General features: G+C 50.0%; 24 protein-coding genes. 19 read left to right on the top strand and 5 right to left on the bottom strand.

All coding sequences use genetic code 11. The features are described 5' to 3' along the window. The first annotated feature begins 153 nt into the window (after positions 1-153). The 19 genes from LG219_RS11350 (at position 154) to LG219_RS11260 (ending at position 16,933) form a co-directional block, all read left to right on the top strand. Positions 154-357 carry a helix-turn-helix domain-containing protein gene (locus tag LG219_RS11350; protein WP_226764605.1) on the top strand — a complete coding sequence of 68 codons (204 nt, stop codon included), beginning with the start codon at positions 154-156 and terminating at the stop codon, positions 355-357. After that, positions 357-635 (top strand): helix-turn-helix transcriptional regulator, encoded by a 279-nt coding sequence (locus tag LG219_RS11345; RefSeq protein WP_226764604.1) that lies wholly within the window; start codon positions 357-359, stop codon positions 633-635. Before LG219_RS11350 ends, LG219_RS11345 begins: the two co-directional genes overlap by 1 nt. Before the next feature lie 268 nt (positions 636-903). Then, entirely contained in the window at positions 904-1,101 is a 198-nt protein-coding gene (locus tag LG219_RS11340) for a hypothetical protein (RefSeq protein WP_226764603.1), read from the top strand. After that, on the top strand, positions 1,094-1,549 hold the full coding sequence (locus tag LG219_RS11335) for a hypothetical protein (RefSeq protein ID WP_226764602.1): 456 nt from the start codon (positions 1,094-1,096) through the stop codon (positions 1,547-1,549). Before LG219_RS11340 ends, LG219_RS11335 begins: the two co-directional genes overlap by 8 nt. Further along, positions 1,539-1,796 carry a hypothetical protein gene (locus LG219_RS11330; protein WP_226764601.1) on the top strand — a complete coding sequence of 86 codons (258 nt, stop codon included), beginning with the start codon at positions 1,539-1,541 and terminating at the stop codon, positions 1,794-1,796. The genes LG219_RS11335 and LG219_RS11330 overlap by 11 nt, the downstream gene beginning before the upstream one ends. A gap of 157 nt (positions 1,797-1,953) precedes the next feature. After that, on the top strand, positions 1,954-2,193 hold the full coding sequence (locus LG219_RS11325) for a hypothetical protein (RefSeq protein ID WP_226764600.1): 240 nt from the start codon (positions 1,954-1,956) through the stop codon (positions 2,191-2,193). Next, entirely contained in the window at positions 2,190-3,206 is a 1,017-nt protein-coding gene (locus LG219_RS11320) for a toprim domain-containing protein (RefSeq protein ID WP_226764599.1), read from the top strand. The genes LG219_RS11325 and LG219_RS11320 overlap by 4 nt, the downstream gene beginning before the upstream one ends. Positions 3,207-3,240: 34 nt before the next feature. Next, positions 3,241-5,136, top strand: a complete 1,896-nt coding sequence (locus LG219_RS11315; protein ID WP_226764598.1) for a DUF927 domain-containing protein — start codon at positions 3,241-3,243, stop codon at positions 5,134-5,136. Next, positions 5,129-5,722: a hypothetical protein gene (locus LG219_RS11310; RefSeq protein WP_226764597.1), complete on the top strand. Its 594-nt coding sequence runs from the start codon at positions 5,129-5,131 to the stop codon at positions 5,720-5,722. The genes LG219_RS11315 and LG219_RS11310 overlap by 8 nt, the downstream gene beginning before the upstream one ends. Before the next feature lie 1,535 nt (positions 5,723-7,257). Next, on the top strand, positions 7,258-7,713 hold the full coding sequence (locus LG219_RS11305; RefSeq protein WP_226764596.1) for a spore coat protein U domain-containing protein: 456 nt from the start codon (positions 7,258-7,260) through the stop codon (positions 7,711-7,713). A 214-nt stretch (positions 7,714-7,927) separates the two neighbouring features. Further along, positions 7,928-8,386, top strand: coding sequence for a spore coat protein U domain-containing protein (locus tag LG219_RS11300; RefSeq protein ID WP_226764595.1), 459 nt, complete (start codon positions 7,928-7,930; stop codon positions 8,384-8,386). Positions 8,387-8,490: 104 nt separating this feature from the next. Further along, positions 8,491-9,213: a fimbrial biogenesis chaperone gene (locus tag LG219_RS11295; protein WP_226764594.1), complete on the top strand. Its 723-nt coding sequence runs from the start codon at positions 8,491-8,493 to the stop codon at positions 9,211-9,213. Then, positions 9,201-11,486 carry a fimbria/pilus outer membrane usher protein gene (locus tag LG219_RS11290; protein WP_226764593.1) on the top strand — a complete coding sequence of 762 codons (2,286 nt, stop codon included), beginning with the start codon at positions 9,201-9,203 and terminating at the stop codon, positions 11,484-11,486. Before LG219_RS11295 ends, LG219_RS11290 begins: the two co-directional genes overlap by 13 nt. Beyond that, on the top strand, positions 11,483-11,941 hold the full coding sequence (locus LG219_RS11285) for a spore coat protein U domain-containing protein (protein WP_226764592.1): 459 nt from the start codon (positions 11,483-11,485) through the stop codon (positions 11,939-11,941). Before LG219_RS11290 ends, LG219_RS11285 begins: the two co-directional genes overlap by 4 nt. Positions 11,942-12,164: 223 nt before the next feature. Further along, positions 12,165-12,653, top strand: coding sequence for a 5-(carboxyamino)imidazole ribonucleotide mutase (purE, locus tag LG219_RS11280; RefSeq protein ID WP_226764591.1), 489 nt, complete (start codon positions 12,165-12,167; stop codon positions 12,651-12,653). Positions 12,654-13,168: 515 nt separating this feature from the next. Then, positions 13,169-14,308, top strand: a complete 1,140-nt coding sequence (locus LG219_RS11275) for a 5-(carboxyamino)imidazole ribonucleotide synthase (RefSeq protein WP_226764590.1) — start codon at positions 13,169-13,171, stop codon at positions 14,306-14,308. Between the two features lie 263 nt (positions 14,309-14,571). After that, positions 14,572-15,111, top strand: a complete 540-nt coding sequence (locus tag LG219_RS11270; protein WP_226764589.1) for a GNAT family N-acetyltransferase — start codon at positions 14,572-14,574, stop codon at positions 15,109-15,111. A gap of 77 nt (positions 15,112-15,188) precedes the next feature. Beyond that, complete coding sequence (locus LG219_RS11265; protein ID WP_226764588.1) at positions 15,189-16,067, top strand: phosphoribosylaminoimidazolesuccinocarboxamide synthase; 879 nt, start codon at positions 15,189-15,191, stop codon at positions 16,065-16,067. A 125-nt stretch (positions 16,068-16,192) separates the two neighbouring features. Then, positions 16,193-16,933 carry a dienelactone hydrolase family protein gene (locus LG219_RS11260; protein ID WP_182076210.1) on the top strand — a complete coding sequence of 247 codons (741 nt, stop codon included), beginning with the start codon at positions 16,193-16,195 and terminating at the stop codon, positions 16,931-16,933. Between the two features lie 37 nt (positions 16,934-16,970). Here the strand turns inward: LG219_RS11260 and LG219_RS11255 are convergent, their stop codons facing one another. The 5 genes from LG219_RS11255 to LG219_RS11235 all read right to left on the bottom strand — a co-directional run bounded on the left by LG219_RS11255 (position 16,971) and on the right by LG219_RS11235 (position 19,864). Further along, entirely contained in the window at positions 16,971-17,504 is a 534-nt protein-coding gene (locus tag LG219_RS11255; RefSeq protein WP_226764587.1) for a hemerythrin domain-containing protein, read from the bottom strand. Between the two features lie 135 nt (positions 17,505-17,639). After that, on the bottom strand, positions 17,640-17,810 hold the full coding sequence (locus tag LG219_RS11250) for a hypothetical protein (RefSeq protein WP_173533010.1): 171 nt from the start codon (positions 17,808-17,810) through the stop codon (positions 17,640-17,642). Between the two features lie 74 nt (positions 17,811-17,884). Next, positions 17,885-18,232, bottom strand: a complete 348-nt coding sequence (locus tag LG219_RS11245) for a DUF1801 domain-containing protein (protein WP_226764586.1) — start codon at positions 18,230-18,232, stop codon at positions 17,885-17,887. Positions 18,233-18,251: 19 nt separating this feature from the next. Continuing rightward, positions 18,252-19,385, bottom strand: coding sequence for a M14 family metallopeptidase (locus LG219_RS11240; protein WP_226764585.1), 1,134 nt, complete (start codon positions 19,383-19,385; stop codon positions 18,252-18,254). A gap of 131 nt (positions 19,386-19,516) precedes the next feature. After that, positions 19,517-19,864 carry a DUF2185 domain-containing protein gene (locus LG219_RS11235; protein ID WP_226764584.1) on the bottom strand — a complete coding sequence of 116 codons (348 nt, stop codon included), beginning with the start codon at positions 19,862-19,864 and terminating at the stop codon, positions 19,517-19,519. Between the last annotated feature and the right edge of the window lie 2 nt (positions 19,865-19,866).

Here is a 19,866-nt window from a genome sequence, read left to right as displayed (position 1 = left end):
TAAAAAAACAGGGTAAATTCTTGATGGATTTACCCTGTTTTTTTCAGGGTTTTTTAATCCAAACTCTGCCCCTTACACACGTCATTAATTCAATCAAACTGCATTTCATCAGAGCAGCAATACGCTGCCATCCTCCACCGTAAAGGCGATGAAATGCACGACTCAAACGAAAAATTGACCCCAGCGCAAGCTGCGCTAATCCTCAATAAAAAAGAAAGCACCTTGGCGCGTGAACGTAGTCGCGGTACTGGGTGCGCCTACCTCAAGCAAAACGGCAAGGTGCTTTATTTGCGTTCAGACGTTAAAGCCTACGCCGCCAAGAGCACGACCCGTCACGACCCCAGCGAGGCAAAATAATGCTCGCTAAAGCGAAAGTCCTTCCCTTGCCTGCTGCTGTTCAAGCCTCAGTTGCAACACCCGTAAAGCACCAGCCTGTAGCGCCGCTGGTGCTGATTCGACTGCCTGAGGTACTTCGTCGCCTATCAGTTTCTAAGACGTGGCTATACCAAAAAATGAAAGACCCTAAAGACCCATTCCCTTCGGCGGTAGACCTTGGGGGAAAATCGCGGGCATGGGTCGAAATTGAAGTCGAAAATTTTATTCAGTCTCGTATCACGGCGCGGGGTGTGAAATGACTATTTCAGCATGGGCAATTGCCAGCCAAAACCCTTTTAATATGTCGCTCAATGAGGCTCGATATCTTTCTAACAAGGTGAATTATTTCAACCGAATAAAACATCGGTTTCGTAATGATGAAAGCGCCGCTAGTGCGGTTTTAAATAAATTTGGTACTGAATCCAAGCCACTGAGTGATAACACGTTAAAAGCTCGGTTTGACGCATTTAAAACCAACTGTCAGTGCAACGACAGCGCGGCCTCAATGCTGGTTCGAGCGGCTTAATCATGACAGCCAAAGACCTGCTTAACCGCTTCCCCAATTTACAAGCAACAGAGCCAATAGCTCGGGCGGCATTGCAACATGCCCAACTACTTGCAGCGAATCAGCCAGCAAGTATTGCGGTACTGGCTGCGGCGCTGATTTTGGCTGACTTAATCGCCCCTTTTTTGGATCCACAACAGGAAGTAAGACCGCATGATTAAATCTTTCTTGCGCTTCTCGCTTGACGTGCTGGGCGTGGCTGATTATATTGGCCGTACTGAGTTCAATAGCTTAGCCCGAATTGGCGTTCGGATTGTTCAGGCGGCAGCCCCGTCTTGGGGTATTTTTTTTGCCGTCATTACCATAGGTGCGTCCTCAATGGGTGGGCGTAGCTTAGTGGGCATCTTCGGATGCGAGAGGTTCCTGAACACTCTTACGCCAACTACTTTGCTACGTCTGCCCACCTCAATTGGCGTTGAGAGGCAGATAAATTTAATCTGTTCAGGAGCATTCACCATGCCAAAACACGCCCGTACTTTCTTTACCTATTCCCTTGTTGCCATTACTACGCTTGCCATTGAGCGCAATACCCCTATAGCCGTTGTCGCTCTATCGCTGGCGGCGCTGGTGCTGGTTCACGTCATTGGGAGTGTAAATCGTGTTAAATAAGCCCCTATTCGATTTATCACAAGAAGTCGCAATCAGCTACGCCTTAACCAATGCCCGTGACAACAGCACCATCGCCCAACCAGAAGGTATGACCACCACGGCAGAGGCCGCGCTACGCTTGGCCTTGGTGATGTTACAAGACGGTTTCCGTCTCAAGGATTGCGAGTATTACAGCCTTGCAGCCTTGGAATACCTCAGCGCTGTGGTGGATGTGATCGACGCTAAGGGGTTAAATAAAAATGCGTAAACCTTCCCGCAATTCAGCCATACAAGAACGGGCATTCTCTAGCCGCCGTGCAGCCTCATTATCATTAATGAGCCGCTTCACCCGAAGCACGGTCAGCATAAAAAGCCGCCCACCTTGCCCAGCCCCATCTAAACGCTAATTACCGGAGTTTCCTAAAATGACGACCATTTCAATCATGGGCGGCGGTGCTGCTCAATCTAAAACTCATAAAAACAGCAATTTAACCCCACAAATTAGCCGTTTTCTGGTTACAACATCGCTGGTGCTGGTTGCTGGCCAGTGGGTCATCCTACCAATTGCCCCACATCGCAATACTCCCTACACCAAGGCCGAATTAGTGCATCTGGCCGCAATGAGTCAGGATCCCATTGCCCACGTTCAAGTCACTTATCTATGAGCGAGCGTCTCGATATCCCCAAAATCAAAGAACTAGCGCGTGATAACTGGCTTGCAATCCTGCTTGCCGCTGGTATTAGCACTGAATTCCTCACTAAAAAGCATAGCGCTTGCCCTGTGTGCGGTGGCAAAGACCGCTTTCGCTTTACCGACAAAGAGGGGCGCGGCTGCTTTATTTGCAATCAATGCACCCCTGATGGGTCGGACGGCTTCGGTTTATTGGCGGCGTATCGACAAACCGACTTTATCGGATCGGTGCGCTTTGTGGCCGATTATCTAGGCGGCGCCGCGGTGTTGGCGGTTGCCCCTGATGCTGCGGCCATTGCTGAACGCCAAGCGCGTGAGCTGACCGAACAGCGACGGGCATGGGAAAAAGCCAAGGCCGAAAACTTTGCGCTGTGGTCAGCCAGTCACCTGATAAGCAACGGCTGCACCGTGGCGCTGTATTTGCGACACCGTGGCCTGTCACTGAATGAATACCCCAAAACACTGCGTTTTAACGCCGCTGTGCCGTACTGGGATAAGCCTTGCGGCAAACTCATCAAGCTGGGCGATTTTCCCGCGATGGTTGCGGCTGTTCAATCGCCTGAAGGTTTAACGATCGCGCTGCATAAAACCCACCTCAAAGCCAACGGCCATAAGGCTGATGTACCTAATGTCAAAAAATGGTCGGCTAAGTCAGGCGATGCCAAAGGCGCGGCGATTCGGCTTTTTCCTGCTGCTGAACGTATGGCGGTGGCTGAGGGTATCGAAACCGCTTTAGCTGTCCATGCGGCAAACGGTTTGCCTGTGTGGGCTGGCGTGTCGGCATTTGGCATTGCTTCGCTGGTGCTGCCTGAGTTGGTGCGTGATGTGGTGATTTTTGCTGACAATGACGAAAACGGCACAGGCCAGAAGGCCGCCAATCAATTGGCTGAACGACTGATCGATGAAGGTCGGACGGTGCGGGTTTTATTCCCCTCGATACCTGGTGTGGATTGGTTGGACGTGCTAACGGGAAAGGATAAAAAATAATGGTTTCAATCTCAATTGCAATCGGTGGTGTGGAATGAGTACCGATTTAGATCGATTAAAAAACCCTGATTCTGTGCCTGCTGTTGGCGCGGAAGCGACACCAGACGCAGAGGAGAAAGCAGCACCAGCAAAACCCGCTAAAGCGCCTAGAAAACGCGCTGCGGCTAAGGTGAGCGGTGGCAAGTTCAAGCTGAATGATAAAGGCGTGTGGTTTGTCGAGGATGCCAGCGAGGACGGCACGGACGGCGGCGATAAATGGCTGGGTGATTTTTTAGAGATCGTGGCGCAAGTGCGTGATATTGAGGAATCCGAGTTCGCGGTTCGGGTTCGGTTTAAGAACATGGATGGCAATATCAAGGAATTAACCATTCCACGGGAAAAAATAAGCTCAGATCAATCGACGGCGGTACTTGATAGCTACTTATCCAAGTCGGGTTATGTATTCAGCTATGCAATGGCCAGTAAGCGCCTACTGCTGCAATACCTGCAAGCGGGGCTGAATGCACCAAGGGCGCGGCTAGTGGCACGTACAGGGTGGTATCAAGAAACAAGTGCATTTGTCCTGCCTGCTGAAGTGATTGGTGATGCTGGCGAATGGCTAATCTATGACGGTTCATTGAAAGTGCCGGTGATGGCCGCTGGTGCTGCGGCGGCGTGGCGCGATGGTGTGAGCCGCTACGCGGTGGGAAATCCGCTACTGATGTTGACGCTTGGAGCTGGCTTTGCCGCGCCGCTAATTGCATGGTCAAGCATTGATACAGGCGGGTTTCACTTCGTGGGCGCGTCGAAAAAAGGCAAGTCCACCATTTGCGATATGGCGGCTTCGATTTACGGCAAACCGAACGATTACCGCCAAACGTGGAATAACACCGCGACCGCATTGGAGTACACCACGGCGGCGTTCAATCACTTGCCACTGTTAATTGATGAGATTAGCCAAGCTGAGGAACGCGGCATTAGTAAAGCGGTGTATGCGCTGTCACAGGGCAAGGGCAAAGGGCGCGGTAAAGATACGGGTGGTTTACGTGATTTAACGCGCTGGGGCTGCTTCATTCTGTCGAATGGTGAAGAAGCTTTATCCAATGTGATTAAGCGCGGCGGCGGCAAGGTGAATGCAGGCCAAGAGGTGCGTTTTATTGAGCTGTCGGCAGATCGTAAAAGCGGCGCGTTTGATGATTTGCACGGCTTCAGTGATGCGTCGGCCATGTGCAAAAGCATGGCGCTAACGGCTAACGAGCACCACGGAATGATTGGCCGCGACTATTTGAATAAGCTGGCGGCGGCTGATCGTTCGGCATTTAAGGGTTTAATCCATGATGCTATGGATAAGTTCAAGCGGGAAGCTGTACCCGCTGGCGCTTCTGGTCAAGCCAGCCATGTTGCCCAGTATTTCGCCCTGTGCGGCTTTGCAGGTGAACTGGCAACCAGTTATGGCCTAACTGGGTGGGAAACGGGTAGCGCTTGGACTGCGGCTAAGTGGATGTATGCCGATTGGTTGCGAGGCCGTGGCGGTGCTGGCGATGGTGAAGATATGCAGATCATCAAGCAAGTACAGCACTTCTTTGAACAGCACGGCATGGCGCGGTTTCATGGCTGGAATGATGAAGAAAATACCACCTTCGATGAAAAATCAGCCAAGACTTTGGCGCGGTGTGGCTTTCGCAAAACGATTGAATTACACCCTGATGGCGATACAGCGGTAAAGCTTTCCGACACGGACTTTTATGTGTTTCCAAATTCATGGAGCAATGACGTTTTAGCTGGCGTAGATTTAAAACGCGCCAATAAGGTTTTGCTTGATCGTGGTATTTTGCGACCGGATAGCAAAGGCAAGCCGCAATGGTCGGGGCGCATCCCTAGCAGTGGTCGCACAAAGGTACGCATGTATGTACTCAACGCTGCGGCATTGATGGGGGCGTATGATGAATAAAAGCACTTCCCTTGCTAGTCATGACGTAACCGTGGGCGCTGGTGCTGTCGCAGAAAAAGAGGCCGCGTTTGCGGCTTTTTTTGCGCCCAGTACGCCCAGCAATGATGCGGCCTATCAGCCTGAGTCAGTGATGGAAATAAAGCCAGCACTAAGCGATAACGCCGCAAAGGTGAAGCGTGACGCGGTGGGCAATGCGTTTGTGTTGCCCAGTGAGTCGCGGCAAGCGTGGGCGTTATGGCAGGAGATTGTCGAGCAAGTGGCAACGGCGTTGCATTGTCCACCGGATGAGCGCCGCAATATAAAGTCACAGTTTGCTACGGGTGATAAGGGTTTTATGAAGGTAATACTCTCAACGGCGCAAATTTACGATATTCCACTGACTGATTCGTTTGAGTTCTGGCAATTAGTGCGGCCTGATTTGCACTGGGTGCATGTGATTGATGATCGGTCTAAGCAAGCCCTCTATATTCCGTTTGGCAAAATTGCGGCGGGGGCGCATGACGATGCCCGCGACCTGTTCCACGGCGCTACCTTGCGACTATCTGAGCTAGTGCCTAAACCGCTGGGCGCTGATGATCAAGGCTGATTGCCTCCTTGCTTGCCCACCTATACTAAGCCGCTTTCGAGTGGCTTTTTTTGCGCCGTATTTCTGGTGCTGCATCATGTGCCGATGGCCTGCGTCTGTCTAAATCGCGCCCCAAGGCACAGCATGGGCGCTCTATCGCGCTCGGTTTTGACTGCTGTTGTACTGCTGTAGGCATGGCTGGCAAGGTGTTAGGCGCTGCCCTAGTAAAAGCTAGTGGTATCAAAGCACCGGCGCTTTTTAGTGTGCAAAACGGTACAAAAAAGCACGTTTTCAAACGCTAAAATTGCCCTGTTTTTGCCTGTTTAATCCCTTGATATAGCCCGCCAAAACCCAAAACCTTGCAACAATGCGGCCTGTGGTCGTGGTCGATTCGTCCAAGTGGGTACACTGGGTACACGATCGATTAAGGACGTGCACCCACGCAACAAAGGAAATACCCTATACAGATCAACAACTTGCAAGCGTGGGCACACTGGGCACACTGGGTACATCGTTTTATGTACCACCCCACCCCTGACACAGTGGCACGTACTAGCAAGTGGTATTACGGTACACACCAGACCCACACCCTATATATTACTTTTTTAAAGTCGAACGTATACCCTAGCGTGTACCCGTTGTACCCAGTCCGACTAGGGGTCGGTGGTCTGATTGTGGTCTGATTGCCTGAGGGTGGGGGTATCAAAAGTCTAGCGCCTAAGAATTCAGAACCGGTAGCTTAGCGTTACATTTTCGCGGCGTGTTTTTCATAAGGGGGGGGTCTGAATTATTAGCGTGCTGATGAGGTTCAGCCTGCTGTTATAAAAAAAAGGAGTCCGGCGTGTGATCACGTCGTATCACTTGGTTGTGAGGCAATATCAGCAAGAAATGACCTGATTCCCTCCAAGAGCATGGCGAAAATATACCCCCATATGGTATGCAGGTCAGTTGACACAAAAGGTACTGTCTAGGGTTGGTTGACTACGGGTAATGCGAGCCCCGCTGTTTTGCTAGGCGTGGCCTATGAAAGTTAGTTTACAAGTTGACTGGTTTACACCATTTAGTTAGGGGTATGTGGCTGCAATCCGCTGGCGAAGCGCCGTAGTCAATAACGTGCTGCGTTTGGGGGGTGGATAGGGCCAACCTATCAAATATTGGCGATGCTTCAAAATGAATCGCGGTCATTCCTCTGCCTGCCACCTTGGCGCGGTTTGTTCAAAACTGGTCTAATATGGGGCACGGATTTAGTTTTAGGTACACAAGAAGGTATACAAGTAGATTTCCATTAACATTAAACCCAGCATTTATGGGGCCTATACACTCACTCACCACATTCTGTATTGAACCATGCCCCGCCACGCGCCTTTGTATTGCTTAAGCCTACTTTGCTACCTGAGCCCGAGCATGGCCAAAGAGCTGATTTTGCGAGTCAACGTCGTTGGACAATGCCAAACTCAATGGCAAAGCGCGAGCGAGCAAATGCCGCCCAAGATCAAACTGAGCTGCCGATCAGCACAAGCAATGACAACTAGAATCTATCAGGACAAAACTGCATCATGGCCCAATACAACCTACGATTTTTAGCTGCACTGGGCTTGGCGCTGACACTCAGCATGCCCAGCCTCGCCTCATCTGGCGGTAGTATGCGAGTTCGTATTTTTGTTGAATCCGCATGTAAATTCATCAATAGCAATGCCATCAATATGGATTTTGGCGATTTAGCCCACGGCAATAGAAGCATCAATGCCAGTACACAAATTAATTGTGTGAATGGCACGCCTTTTAAGCTGCAGTTAAATGAAGGGCTTTATGCCATTAACTCACAACGGCGAATGAAACATGCGACTCAAGCTGCATGGCTGCCCTACGGACTCAGCGTAAGCCCTGCTACAGGCACGGGAAACGGACAGAATATCAACGTTGCACTCACTGCGACCGTCAAAGAAATCGATTATCAAAGTAAACCAATTGGTCATTACAATGATGTCGTAATTCTTACAATTAACCCATAAAAAAAAACACCCACAATATTTAACTTTGCATTTAAATTAAAAATACTTACGTGCTTAATTTATATCTGCAAGAAATAAAAAATACGTATAAAAAAGCAATAAGTCGTTGTTAATAATGGTATTTTTACAAAGCTTTTGGCAAAAAATTCTTATAAAATATTTAGATCTATAAGATTCATCTTAAATCGATTTATATATTTAAACGGAATTAGCCATGAATAAAAAACTAACTCAAAGCCTTGCGATTGCACTCGTACTATTGAGCAGCACCAGTTTTGCAGCGACCAAAGACGTTATTATCAATGCCAACGTCGTTGGCACTTGTGCCTTTGCTGACGCAAGCCCAATTACAATTGATTTTGGCAGTTTACAAGCTGGCACAGCGCCTGCCAACAAAACTGGAATCGCTCAATTTTGGTGCAGTAACGGCACGAGCTATACGCTGACGACCAATAATGGTAGCAATCCCATCGATACACAAAAGAACTTAGTCTCGGGCGGCAACAAAATCCCTTACTCTTTAGTTTTAGATGATAAAGCCACCGGAACAGGTACAGGAAAAAATACAGCTATTAACGTTGTTTTAACTGCAACCATTGCTGAAGCGGCATTAGAGGACGCACCTGTTGCAAACAACTACACCGATACTGTGACCTTAACGCTTAATCCATAAATAGCGTGGTTGTCCTCTCTTGCACCTTGCTATCAAGAGAGGATGCTGATCAGAAAATGACCACCTATACTCTATAATTATAATTTTCTAATGAAGTAGAAATAATGCAATGGATTCTGACTCTAGTTATCGCCCTGACCAGCACCATACTTTCTGCCGGTGAGTTTTCGATTAGCCCGATTCGGCTCGATTTCACCAACCAGACTAAAAGCCAAGCGATTACCGTCAGCAATAATGGCAATACGCCATTACGCATTGCCTTGGTGCTTAAACGCTGGACGCAGGATGCCGCGGCTAATGATGCGTATCTCGAAGCCCAGCAAGATTTAATTTATTTCCCGCGCCAATTTGAACTGCAACCGCAGCAAAAACAAGTGGTGCGTATTGCGCGTAAATCCGCCAGCCAAGAACAAGAGTCAGCGTATCGCTTGTATTTTAATGAGCAGCCCAGTAGCGCAGCCGACTCAGCACAAAGTGGCAATGTGGCGATGGTGGTGAGTTTTGGCGTGCCGATTTTTATTGACGCTAAGCAGCAGCACATCGGCCTCGAAGCCAGCCCGATGCACGTCGAGCAACACACACTCAATTTCACCCTCAGCAATACCGGTAATGTGACGCAAAAATTGCGCCACATTCAAATCGGCACACAAGGTGCGGCCATCCAACAATTTGATAATTGGTATCTACTGCCCGGCGCAACTCGGCAATACCAACTGCCTTTGCCGGCCAATGCCTGCAGCGATCAAGCGCAAAATATTAAAATTGAAACCGATCATTCCAATATTGAACAATCGTTAAACATCCCTCTTCGCGCGTGCAAATCTTAAACACTTTATTTTTTCTTGCCCTGATCAGCCCAGCTCTGGCTGCCGATCCACTGGTCGTGGCGCTAACGCTCAACGGGGTCGCGCAAGGTGATGTACCTGCGCTCTACGATAATGATGAGTATTGGATTGCAGGCAGCGCGCTGCATGGCCTAGAAGAAGATACCCAGAATGCAATCTGGTTTGAAGGTGAGAATTACTATGCAATTAGTTCGCTAAAAGGCCTACATAGCCGATTCGATCCGGCGCAATTAAGCCTTGAGCTCACTGCAGACGCACGCTATTTTGGCGAAACAGAAATTATGCTCAGCCACGATCCTAGCCAGCTATATGCCGCCCCAACGGCTTTATCGTGGTATCTGAATTACCAACTGTCGCTGCGAAAACAAAGCCAAACGCAAGGTGTGGATTTTCAATTCAATCCAACCCTCAATATCAATCGCGGTTATGTTAATTTTCGCAGCGAACAAAGCTATAACCACCAGCCAGATCAATCAGAATGGCGGCGTATCAATACCTTACTCACTTACGACGTGCCGCAATCCATGTTGCGCTTGAGCGTTGGTGATCTTATCCCCACAACAGGGCCATTAGGTCAGAGCCAAGCCATGGCCGGGATTGGCGTTGCGCGGGTGTTTGCCATGCAACCCAATTTTAACGCCAGCCCTAGCGCTCAATTCCAAGCCCCAGTCACCCAGCCATCAACCGCTGATATTTACCTCAATGGTCAACAGATTTCGAGCCAAAACCTACAACCGGGCGTCTACAACTTTAATGACCTTAGCTACTACACCGGCTTACAAGATGTAGAAATCGTCATCCGCGACAGCAGTGGTCATACGCAGCGCTATCGCACGCCGTATTATTTTGATGACTCTTTACTCAAAGCCGGCCTGAGCGAATTTAATTACAATGTCGGCGTCGCGCGGCAAAACGGCAGTTTTAATGATTACCAAGGTCTCACTTATTCCGGCTACCAACGCTTTGGGTTCACCGATTGGCTCACCCTCGGCGGGCAAGCAAGCGGCCAAAGCGATCAGCACCGCATAGGCCTGCTGGCCAATATCGGTCTAGGCACCTATGGCACACTAGGCAGTGCCGCCTCATGGGCCAAGCATGCAGAGCAGAGCGGCGGCTCAGCCCAAGTTTTACAATACCGCTTTGTTAATCAAGCATTCAGCATCTCAGCAAATGCGCGGCGACAAACACCTTATTTTTTACCTAAAAATGATCTCTTTACTGAGCTGAGCGCACCCGATTGGTCCAGTGATATTGGCATTAGCTGGGGCCAGCCTGTATTTGGCAATATCAGCCTGAATATCGGTCGGCAGATGGGACAAAACGAGCAACAAACCTTTACCCGCTACCAAATCGGCTATGCCATTTCTCCTATACGCTCACTGGCCATCAATGCTCAATTGCAATCACAGCATGCTGCCAAACAGCGAAAAATCAGTGGTTTTCTCACCCTGTCATGGAGTTTTGATCAAGGCGGCAGTTTATACATGAGTAGTCGCTACCAAGATGGGCAAACATTAAACAGCAGTAACTTAAATCAAAGCGCCCCACTCGGCCAAGGCTGGGGCTATAACCTTGGCGTGCAACAGCAAGAACAAGGCACCGACTACAGCGCTTGGCTGCAAAGCAAGCACGCACAAGGCCAATTCGAGTTGTCCTTACTGCAAAGCAATCGTTTAAATCAGCACGTGAATAATGGACAAATTTCATGGTCAAGCGCGCTCGCTTATAGCGAGGGATACTATGGATTTACGCGCCCAATCAACCAAAGTTTTGCCATCGCCCAATTGGCCGATATCCCCGGCGTACCCGTTTTAAAAAATGGTAGCCCAATCGGCATGACGAACACGCAAGGCATCGCTTTTTTACCCGATTTGGCCAACAATGGCTGGCATCAAATCAGCGTCGATCAAGCTGAAATACCGTTGCATTACAGTCTGCCGCAACTAAGAAAAGACATTTTAAGTGGCAATTTTAACGCCCAAAAAGTGGTGTTTCCTGCTCGAATCATTGCGGCAGTGAGTGGCCAATTACAACAGCCAAATGGTCAAGCACTCGCCAATCAACGCGTCACTATTCGCAATGCAAACCACACGATCGACCTGCAAACCGCCTTGGATGGCTACTTTTATACCGAAGATTTAGCGCCCGGAATCTACTCATTTCATACCGAGCGCTGTACCGGAACGCTGGAAGTACCGCAAAGTCAGGCCATTGTGAATGAAATCCCCCCAAGCATTTGCAAGGAATTGCCATGAAGCACTCAATACTCGGCTTGATTTTTTGCGGACTGAATGGCGTTAGCATCGCCGCCAGCTGTCATATTTCACTGCCCACTGGCGATTTGGGCGGCTATGAACCTGCAGTTAACGAAGCCGGAATTTCGGTTCAACAAGCATTTTGGATTACTTGCCCCAAAGGCGTGCCCCTGCAAATTACTGCGGGCCCATCACAAACCTCGAGCAATATTCAAAATCGACAAATGCGTAATAGCAATAACGCCAGCAGCCGTCTCAATTACCAGCTCTGTCACAGCTACCCAGGCGCAGGCACTTGTTCACGCATTTTTGGCGACGGCCAAGTTGGCCTGCCACTCACCGCCACCGCCACCGGCGTGCAGCAAGGCGTTTATTTCTGGACGCATGTCTATGGCAAACAGAAGGTTGAGTCTGGCGAATATATTGATTACGTACCGATTAGCATCAATCCCTAGCCAAAAAAAAACGCCAAATCGGGCGATTTGGCGCGCAAAAAAACATAGGATGGAAACAATGCAATAGCATCGCGATCAGCATGCTAGCTACAGCAATATTAGTCAACACTAATACGTAAGGTGTCTTGCTTTTGCCTAAAAAACCCAAGCCACGGCAAGATAACTATCAATCTTACGTCTTTTTTCGGTAAAATCGCGTGCTTTGCACAAAGGGTAAGCCGCCATGATCCAAGTCGGTGTAGTAATGGGTAGCAATAGCGATTGGGATGTCATGCAGCACGCGGCCAAACAGCTGCAAGCGTTTGGTATCGAATTTGAATGTCGCGTGGTATCAGCACATCGCACGCCTGACCTGCTATTTTCTTATGCCGAAACCGCGGCAGAACGTGGCTTAGCCTGCATTATTGCCGGAGCCGGTGGTGCCGCGCATTTGCCGGGCATGTTGGCCGCCAAAACCATCTTGCCGGTACTGGGTGTGCCCGTGCCTTCTAAATACTTGCGCGGTGAAGATTCTTTACTTTCCATCGTGCAAATGCCCAAAGGGATTCCAGTGGCCACGTTTGCCATTGGTGAAGCGGGTGCGGCCAATGCCGCTTTATTTGCCATTGCCATGCTCGCCAATGGCAACACCGAATTAGCCGCCAAACTCAATGCGTTCCGCGAAGCACAAAAACAAACCGTCCTTGATATGCAATTGCCTAGCGTCGAGTAACGCAGTAGTTACAGCAAGATCCATTCTGGCGACAAGATTTGGCTAGTCCAGTCTGTCGCCAGAATGCAATGTAAATCTCCTTTTGCATGACCAAGACGCCTTCTAAGCGCAGCGCGCTGCGTCGAGCGCAATTTGCGCGACTACCGATTCAAACGTGCTCGTAACACCGCAGCTTGAGGTAAAATACGCGGTCACCCGTACAATGCGCATCGCAATCAACCTACAATACAAATCAGCGCATCCGCCCTGAGGTAGAATGAAATCCAGCACACAACCCACACCAGTGCGCTCATTTTGGTACTGGGTGTTATTTAGAGGCTGCCTACTCTGGGGCGGCCCATGCTGTTTAATTTTGGCTGCTCTGCGCTATGCAAGCGGCCAAACTAGTTTTATGGCAGGGGTATTGAATGATATGCCATTCAGCATGCTGGGTGGCGTCATATACGGTATGGGTGCCTACGGTTATAAATCGCATCAAGCCGCAAAGCACCGAATGAATACAAGGAATAATAAAGATGGCCAGTAAAGTAATTCTACCCCCCGCAATGCTCGGCATTTTAGGCGGCGGTCAACTCGGGCGGATGTTTGCCAACGCGGCAAAAAACATGGGCTATGGCGTAACCGTGCTCGATCCCGATTCGCACGCGCCTGCGGCCGACTTTGCCGATGTTCATTTGTGCCAATCTTTTACCGATCCGGCCGCTTTGCAATATATGGCCAGCCATTGCGCGGCCATTACCACCGAATTTGAAAACGTCAACGCCGATTCTATGCGTTGGCTGGCAAGCCAAGGGATTCCGGTATCACCCAGCGGCGATTGCTTGGCGATTGCCCAAGATCGGATTGCCGAAAAAACCTTTATCCGTGATGCCGGCTTAGACGTTGCACCATTTTTAGCAGTGAAAAACGCCGGCTGTTTAGATACTGATTTAAGCGCTTACTTACCCGGCATTTTAAAAACCGCACGCTTAGGCTACGACGGCAAAGGACAAATCCGCGTTAAAACCTTGGATGACGTTCGCTTTGCGCATGCGGAAATGAAACACCAACCGTGCGTGCTGGAAAAAATGCTGTCGCTGCACCGCGAAATCTCTGCGATTGTGACGCGCACTCGAGCCGGTGAAATCGCCTGTTTTCCGGTCGCCGAAAACGAACACGTCAATGGCATTTTAGATGTCTCCATCGTTCCTGCACGGGTGAGCCCCGCTTTGGCTGAACGCGCCAGAAGCATGGCGATGCAATTGGCCGAAAAACTCGATTACATTGGCGTGATGGCGGTGGAGTTTTTTGTGCTCGACAACGAGCAATTAGTCATTAATGAAATGGCCCCGCGCCCACACAACTCGGGCCATTACACCCTTAACGCGACGCTAACCACCCAGTTTGAGCAGCAAGTTCGGGCGATGTGTGGTTTGTACCCCGGTAAAACCGATCTCCTGAGCCCTGCGGTAATGGTCAATTTATTGGGTGATGCATGGCAAGACGATGGCAGCGAACCCAATTGGGAAATCCTGATGACCGCGCCCAATACCAAGCTGCATCTTTACGGTAAAAAGCTCGCGCGACCGGGGCGCAAAATGGGCCACTTTAACGTCCTAGCAGCCAGCGCGGATGCGGCACTCGAGCAAGCTAACGCGATTAAAGAAACCTTGTAATGAGGGTCTGATGACGTTTGGTTTTCTGCCGCGCTGGCACAGCAAACGTCAACAAACCCTAGCGCGATTGAGCTGAATATCAACATCAGCTCAATCGCGCAGCAACTTCGCTGGCCGCGCCGCAATGTGTCGAACAACTGGCCACCACGACCGCTTCGCGAAACACTCAAGCAACACCTTCAGCGTATCTAAGTAGAAAATTTCGTTACACTGATAAGCATCAGTTAACATCAATCCATTCTTTCGTTGCCATGGTGTAAATGATGCCTGAATCGACTCCATACACCTTTCGCCGCGCAGCACTGGACGACCTACTCTTTGTCGTATCATGGGCTCGATCAGCCGAAGAATTACGCTATGTTTTTCCACGCGCGGCATGGCCCGCCGAAACGCTGCAATTGGTCGAACACTTAGCCAGTCATGAAGAAAGCTTTGTCGTTTGCGATCAAAACCGCGTGGTTGGCTTTGCCAATTTGTATAATCCGCGCGCACAAAAAGCATGGATTGGGCATTTCATCGTGCATCCCGATCACCGCCGCAGTGGTGTGGCGCATTTTTTGATCAGCGCCTTGCAAACCATTGCTAAAGAGCGCTATCAGTCGCACTCCTTGGCCACAATCTGCTTTGAAAGCAATCCGATTGGACTGGCGTTTTATCAGCGTCTGGGTTTTACCATCGCCGGTTGGGAAACGCGTTTAGATCATCGCGCAGAAGGCGCGAAAGTTTTTCGCCTAGAAAAAAACCTCGGCGAAATCGAGGCGAGCCCAGAAAGAACACTGCGCAGTCATGCAGAGCAGCACTAATTCAGGCAAAATAGCGGCCTCAATTTCTGAATCTTGGTCCGCTAACGACCAAGGCATCGCTGCTTCTGGAGATCTGTATGTCCGGCCTTACTACGACCAACCTCACTAGCCTGAAAAAAATCTATTCTGGCAAAGTGCGTGACCTGTACGAAATCGACGACCAACGCATGTTAATGATCGCCACCGATCGCCTGTCGGCATTCGACGTTATTTTGGCCGAACCGATTCCAGAAAAAGGCAAAATTCTGACTGCAATTTCTAATTTTTGGTTTGAAAAACTCAAAGACGTGGTGCCTAGCCATTTCACTGGAGATCAACCCGAAGACGTCGTTTCGGCCGAAGATCTACCGCAAGTGATTGGCCGCGCCGTGGTGTGTAAACGCCTCAAGCCGGTCCCAGTTGAAGCTATTGTACGTGGGTATATCGCTGGCAGCGGCTGGAAAGAATACCAGCAGAGCAATACCATCTGTGGTATCCCTTTACCTGCCGGTTTACGCGAAGCCGATAAATTACCAGAACCGATCTTCACCCCATCGACGAAAGCCGAATTGGGTGATCACGACGAAAACATCAGCTACGCCCGCTGCGAAGAAATCTTAGGCGCGGAACTCGCCGCAAAGGTGAGCGCCACCGCGATTTTGCTGTACAAAACCGCCAGCGAATACGCTGCTACGCGTGGCATTATCATTGGGGACACTAAATTTGAATTTGGCCTCGATGAAAACGGCACCTTATGCCTAATGGACGAGGCATTGACCCCTGACTCAAGCCGATTCTGGCCTGCAGACCAATACCAGCCGGGCAGCAACCCACCGAGCTACGATAAACAATTCGTTCGCGACTGGCTAGAAACCACCGGTTGGGACAAAACCCCACCAGCACCAGCACTACCCAAAGAAGTGGCCGAAAAAACGGCCGCCAAATACCGCGAAGCGCTGGAAAAACTAACTAAATAAACTAACGCCCTTCGGGGCGTTTTTTGCAGGCTAAAGCCAACGCCTACTTACAGCCAGCATACTGTCACTGGCTGGACTAAAGTAATGACGCACAACCACCGCCAATCAATTTGAGGACCAGCACGATGATCATTCAAAGCACCAGCCACGACCTAGCAACGCCAACAGGGGTAATGCGTACCTACCTACACCAGCCAAGCGATGGCCGGCAATACCCTACGATTTTGTTTTATTCCGAGATTTTTCAGCAAACCGGCCCGATTGAACGCGCTGCGCGTTTGATTGCTGGCTATGGTTACAACGTATTGGTGCCCGAAGTATTTCACGAGCTCAACCCCATTGGCACCGTATTGGCGTATGACGATGCCGGTCGCGATAAAGGCAATGCCGACAAAATGGCCAAGTCGATCGAAGGCTATGATTCGGACAATGCCGCACTGATTGCTTGGGCGAAAACCCAGCCGTGGAATAACGGTTTATTTGGTGCGATGGGATTTTGTATTGGCGGCCATTTAGCATTTCGCGCCGCGCTACAGCCTGAGATCAAAGCCACCGCGTGTTTTTACGCTACTGATTTGCATACGCATGTGATTCCGAATCAAGCTGGCCAACACAGCATGGACAGGCTAGCAGAAATCAGCGGTGAATTATTAATGATTTGGGGCAAGCAAGACCCGCATATTCCAGCGGCAGGTCGCGCCCGCGTTTACCAAGGTTTGGTGGCGGCGGATAAAACCTTTACTTGGCATGAATTTAACGGCCCACACGCCTTTATGCGCGACGAAGGCGAGCGTTATGACCCACAACTAGCCGGCTTAGGTAATCAACTGGCGCTCGACTTATTTAGCCGCCGCTTGCGCGCCTAAACAACAGCGTGGCGAAGTACACCTCGCCACGTGCCATTCACGCACTACGGGCTGCATCGGTTCGCCGTGCGGCCATATTTTTACCCAATTGCGCCAAGCAATTGGCGTCGAGTAATTGCGCTGCCACTGGGTAAATGGCGATTTCTTCTTTAGCGGCATGCGCTGGATACAGCTTGGCAAACGACTGCGCCAGCGCCAAATTCAAGCGGCTGGCATCCCCGGCAATCACCGCCAATAAAGCTTGGCGAACTTGATGCCACAGCTGAGCGAGTTCTGCGTGCTCCGCCATGACTTGCTCAATGTCTGCGCGCAATGTGGGTGACGCATGCTCCAACAATGCCGGAAATAAATCCTCATCTTCATCTTGATGATGCAGCGGCGCAGCGATATCAAAATAACGCAAAATTGACTGCGCGCCAGCCACAGCGGCCGCGTCAGCACCTTGCTGCTGCAGATGCAGCGCCAAGGTTTCAGTCAGCGCGGCATATTGGCGAACGCGATCATGGCAAGCAATCAGCATGGCGATCGGGGTTTCAAATGTCACTGTTTCAGTGGCGAATGGATTAAGCATCTTTAAATCCCAAGTGACGAAACGCTCTTTAACTTACGCCTGTTGTGAGGCTTTGCCAAGACAACAAATCCACATTCCCGCCACATAAAAAAACCCCGCAGCACGCTACGGGGTTGATTGGCAATTCAATGGCGCTTACGCCGATTTAAAAATCTCGTTGTAACGCGCTGAAACTGCGGCTTCAATTTGCACATTGCTTGGCGCTGTTGGGCTCATCAGCAAATTGCACAATACTTTTTCGGCTTCACGCAATAAATAGCGTTTTTGTTGGCGTTTAGTCAGACGTTTGATTTTTGCATTCATCATGCCTTCTCCTTGATTAAAGTGAGGCCAGTATAACGGCTTCGGGCGGGTCTTGCTTGTGCCATCCTGCCAATTCGTTACAGCGCATGGGCCTGCACAATATATTGCGCCACCGATTTGGCCTCTAAATCAGCCACCTGCATCAATTTGATATGCCGACGAAATTTGCCACCGCCTTCGAGCACGCCTGCGACGTCTTGCAAATCACAACCACGGCCAAACTCGAGCGAAACGTGATTTTTATACGCAAACACCCCGCAAAAATCGCTGGCATCGCCAAACATCAAACCGCCATACATCACACGCTCGCTGGCCGTTGGCACGTGCGAATAAATCAGCGCTCTGGTGGCCTCAACAATCGCCAGTATGTCGCCATCGGCCAAAGCCAGATCATGCAATAACTGCGTTACTCTAGGGTCATTCATGACGAACTCCGCAAACAGCTTATTTCAACTGGTGTGCCACCGCTAACAAGGCCGTTAATACGCTCGCGCCAAACTGCTTGGATCGCTCGCCATTCCAGCCAACTTCGGGCAGAGGATGGCTGGCGGTATCTTTAAACGGCATTTCCACCGTATACGCCAAGCAATCAAAGGTGTGCCCCACCCAATTGGTACCCAACGTTAAGGTTTCTGGACCAAAATGGCTGTCGGTATAGCCAAATTCAGTTTGAAAATCTGGGCTCGCCGCCAACCATGCGGCTTTGAACGTGGCTTGCAAATCGCGTTGTTTGCTAGAAAACGACGGATTGTCTTCACAACCAGCAACAAAATTATGTGGAATGGCTTCATCACCATGAATATCTAAAAACGCATCGACGCCGATTTCTTGCATTTTCTCCCGCACCCAAAAGACTTCAGGGCTGCGCGCCAAGCTCGGCGTACCCCATTCGCGATTCAAATTCGCTCCCATGGCATTGGTGCGTAAATTGCCGCGCACACTGCCATCGGGGTTCATATTCGGTACGATATAAAACACGCAATGCTCGAGCAAGCGGCGAGCGACGGCATTTTCTGGGTCGAGCAAGGTTTCTAGCATGCCCTCAACAAACCATTCAGCCATTGATTCGCCCGGATGCTGACGCGCAGTAATCCAGATGTTTTTCTTATGCCCGAGGGGTATGCCAACGCGTAGCATGTCTAAATCATGGCCGTCAGGCGTTACCCCAAGGGGTATTAGATCAACCCACGGCGCATAGCTTAAAGCACTGCCAATCAAGGCTTGATGGCGCTCCCAAGAATACGGCTCAAAATAAGCAAACCACACCGCATCGGTCATCGGCGTATGTTGAATGCTCAAAGTTTGCCCATCGTATTCGGTATCAACGCGAAACCAATTCTCGCGATCGTAACTGGCCACCGCCTGATAATCTGGCCAACCATCGGGATAAGCGCTTTGCCCGGCGTTTTCAATACGCAAAGTACAATCCTGATCCCGCGCGCCGGTTAAGCGAAAGTGAAACCACTGCGCAAAATCTGAGGCATTATCGGGACGCAATTGCAGGCGAATATTCGCGGCATCGCTGGTATCGATCACATCGATAGAACCTGAGTCAAACTGGCTGGAGATCCGAAGCATAGGGCCCTCTTATCCTCAAACGAGGAAAAAAATTGCACCACAGAGGCAGCAAGGCGCAGAGCAATACCAAGCATAAAATTGCTTTTACTCTGAGTCTTAATGCCTCTGTGGTGAATGAGTTTTGATCAAAATTAATCCAACGGCGACCAATCGGTCACCGCGACAAAAGCCTCAGCATCTGGGCCTTTTTCAAACACGCTGCCAATCGGCGAATCGAGCAAGGCAATCACGCTGCCGTCGTAATTGGCGATGACATTGACATCCAATTCACTGTGATTTTTTGGATTATTCAAAAAAGCATTTTCTTCACAGCCAGAAAAAAATCGCCAGCCACTATCGCCGGCTTTGCTGGGCTTTTCTCGATACATCAACCCAACCGGATAGCCTTCAATCGTCACTTCATCACTGACCACACACAGGCCATGACCAGTAGCGACTTTCTTCATACGGCTTTCATCAAGTAAATACTCTTTGCTCATAT

It is taken from the genome of Deefgea salmonis (genome assembly GCF_020531905.1).
GTDB classification, from domain to species: Bacteria; Pseudomonadota; Gammaproteobacteria; order Burkholderiales; family Chitinibacteraceae; genus Deefgea; species Deefgea salmonis.
This window is presented reverse-complemented; position numbering and strand designations above follow the sequence as displayed.

Bases quoted from the DNA above. Each gene is read 5' to 3' on its own strand.
- LG219_RS11350 (WP_226764605.1), top strand. From the start codon at position 154: ATGCACGACTCAAACGAAAAATTGACCCCAGCGCAAGCTGCGCTAATC.
- LG219_RS11345 (WP_226764604.1), top strand. From the start codon at position 357: ATGCTCGCTAAAGCGAAAGTCCTTCCCTTGCCTGCTGCTGTTCAAGCC.
- LG219_RS11340 (WP_226764603.1), top strand. From the start codon at position 904: ATGACAGCCAAAGACCTGCTTAACCGCTTCCCCAATTTACAAGCAACA.
- LG219_RS11335 (WP_226764602.1), top strand. From the start codon at position 1,094: ATGATTAAATCTTTCTTGCGCTTCTCGCTTGACGTGCTGGGCGTGGCT.
- LG219_RS11325 (WP_226764600.1), top strand. From the start codon at position 1,954: ATGACGACCATTTCAATCATGGGCGGCGGTGCTGCTCAATCTAAAACT.
- LG219_RS11320 (WP_226764599.1), top strand. From the start codon at position 2,190: ATGAGCGAGCGTCTCGATATCCCCAAAATCAAAGAACTAGCGCGTGAT.
- LG219_RS11315 (WP_226764598.1), top strand. From the start codon at position 3,241: ATGAGTACCGATTTAGATCGATTAAAAAACCCTGATTCTGTGCCTGCT.
- LG219_RS11310 (WP_226764597.1), top strand. From the start codon at position 5,129: ATGAATAAAAGCACTTCCCTTGCTAGTCATGACGTAACCGTGGGCGCT.
- LG219_RS11305 (WP_226764596.1), top strand. From the start codon at position 7,258: ATGGCCCAATACAACCTACGATTTTTAGCTGCACTGGGCTTGGCGCTG.
- LG219_RS11300 (WP_226764595.1), top strand. From the start codon at position 7,928: ATGAATAAAAAACTAACTCAAAGCCTTGCGATTGCACTCGTACTATTG.
- LG219_RS11295 (WP_226764594.1), top strand. From the start codon at position 8,491: ATGCAATGGATTCTGACTCTAGTTATCGCCCTGACCAGCACCATACTT.
- LG219_RS11285 (WP_226764592.1), top strand. From the start codon at position 11,483: ATGAAGCACTCAATACTCGGCTTGATTTTTTGCGGACTGAATGGCGTT.
- purE (WP_226764591.1), top strand. From the start codon at position 12,165: ATGATCCAAGTCGGTGTAGTAATGGGTAGCAATAGCGATTGGGATGTC.
- LG219_RS11275 (WP_226764590.1), top strand. From the start codon at position 13,169: ATGGCCAGTAAAGTAATTCTACCCCCCGCAATGCTCGGCATTTTAGGC.
- LG219_RS11270 (WP_226764589.1), top strand. From the start codon at position 14,572: ATGCCTGAATCGACTCCATACACCTTTCGCCGCGCAGCACTGGACGAC.
- LG219_RS11265 (WP_226764588.1), top strand. From the start codon at position 15,189: ATGTCCGGCCTTACTACGACCAACCTCACTAGCCTGAAAAAAATCTAT.
- LG219_RS11260 (WP_182076210.1), top strand. From the start codon at position 16,193: ATGATCATTCAAAGCACCAGCCACGACCTAGCAACGCCAACAGGGGTA.
- LG219_RS11255 (WP_226764587.1), bottom strand. From the start codon at position 17,504: ATGCTTAATCCATTCGCCACTGAAACAGTGACATTTGAAACCCCGATC.
- LG219_RS11250 (WP_173533010.1), bottom strand. From the start codon at position 17,810: ATGATGAATGCAAAAATCAAACGTCTGACTAAACGCCAACAAAAACGC.
- LG219_RS11245 (WP_226764586.1), bottom strand. From the start codon at position 18,232: ATGAATGACCCTAGAGTAACGCAGTTATTGCATGATCTGGCTTTGGCC.
- LG219_RS11240 (WP_226764585.1), bottom strand. From the start codon at position 19,385: ATGCTTCGGATCTCCAGCCAGTTTGACTCAGGTTCTATCGATGTGATC.
- LG219_RS11235 (WP_226764584.1), bottom strand. From the start codon at position 19,864: ATGAGCAAAGAGTATTTACTTGATGAAAGCCGTATGAAGAAAGTCGCT.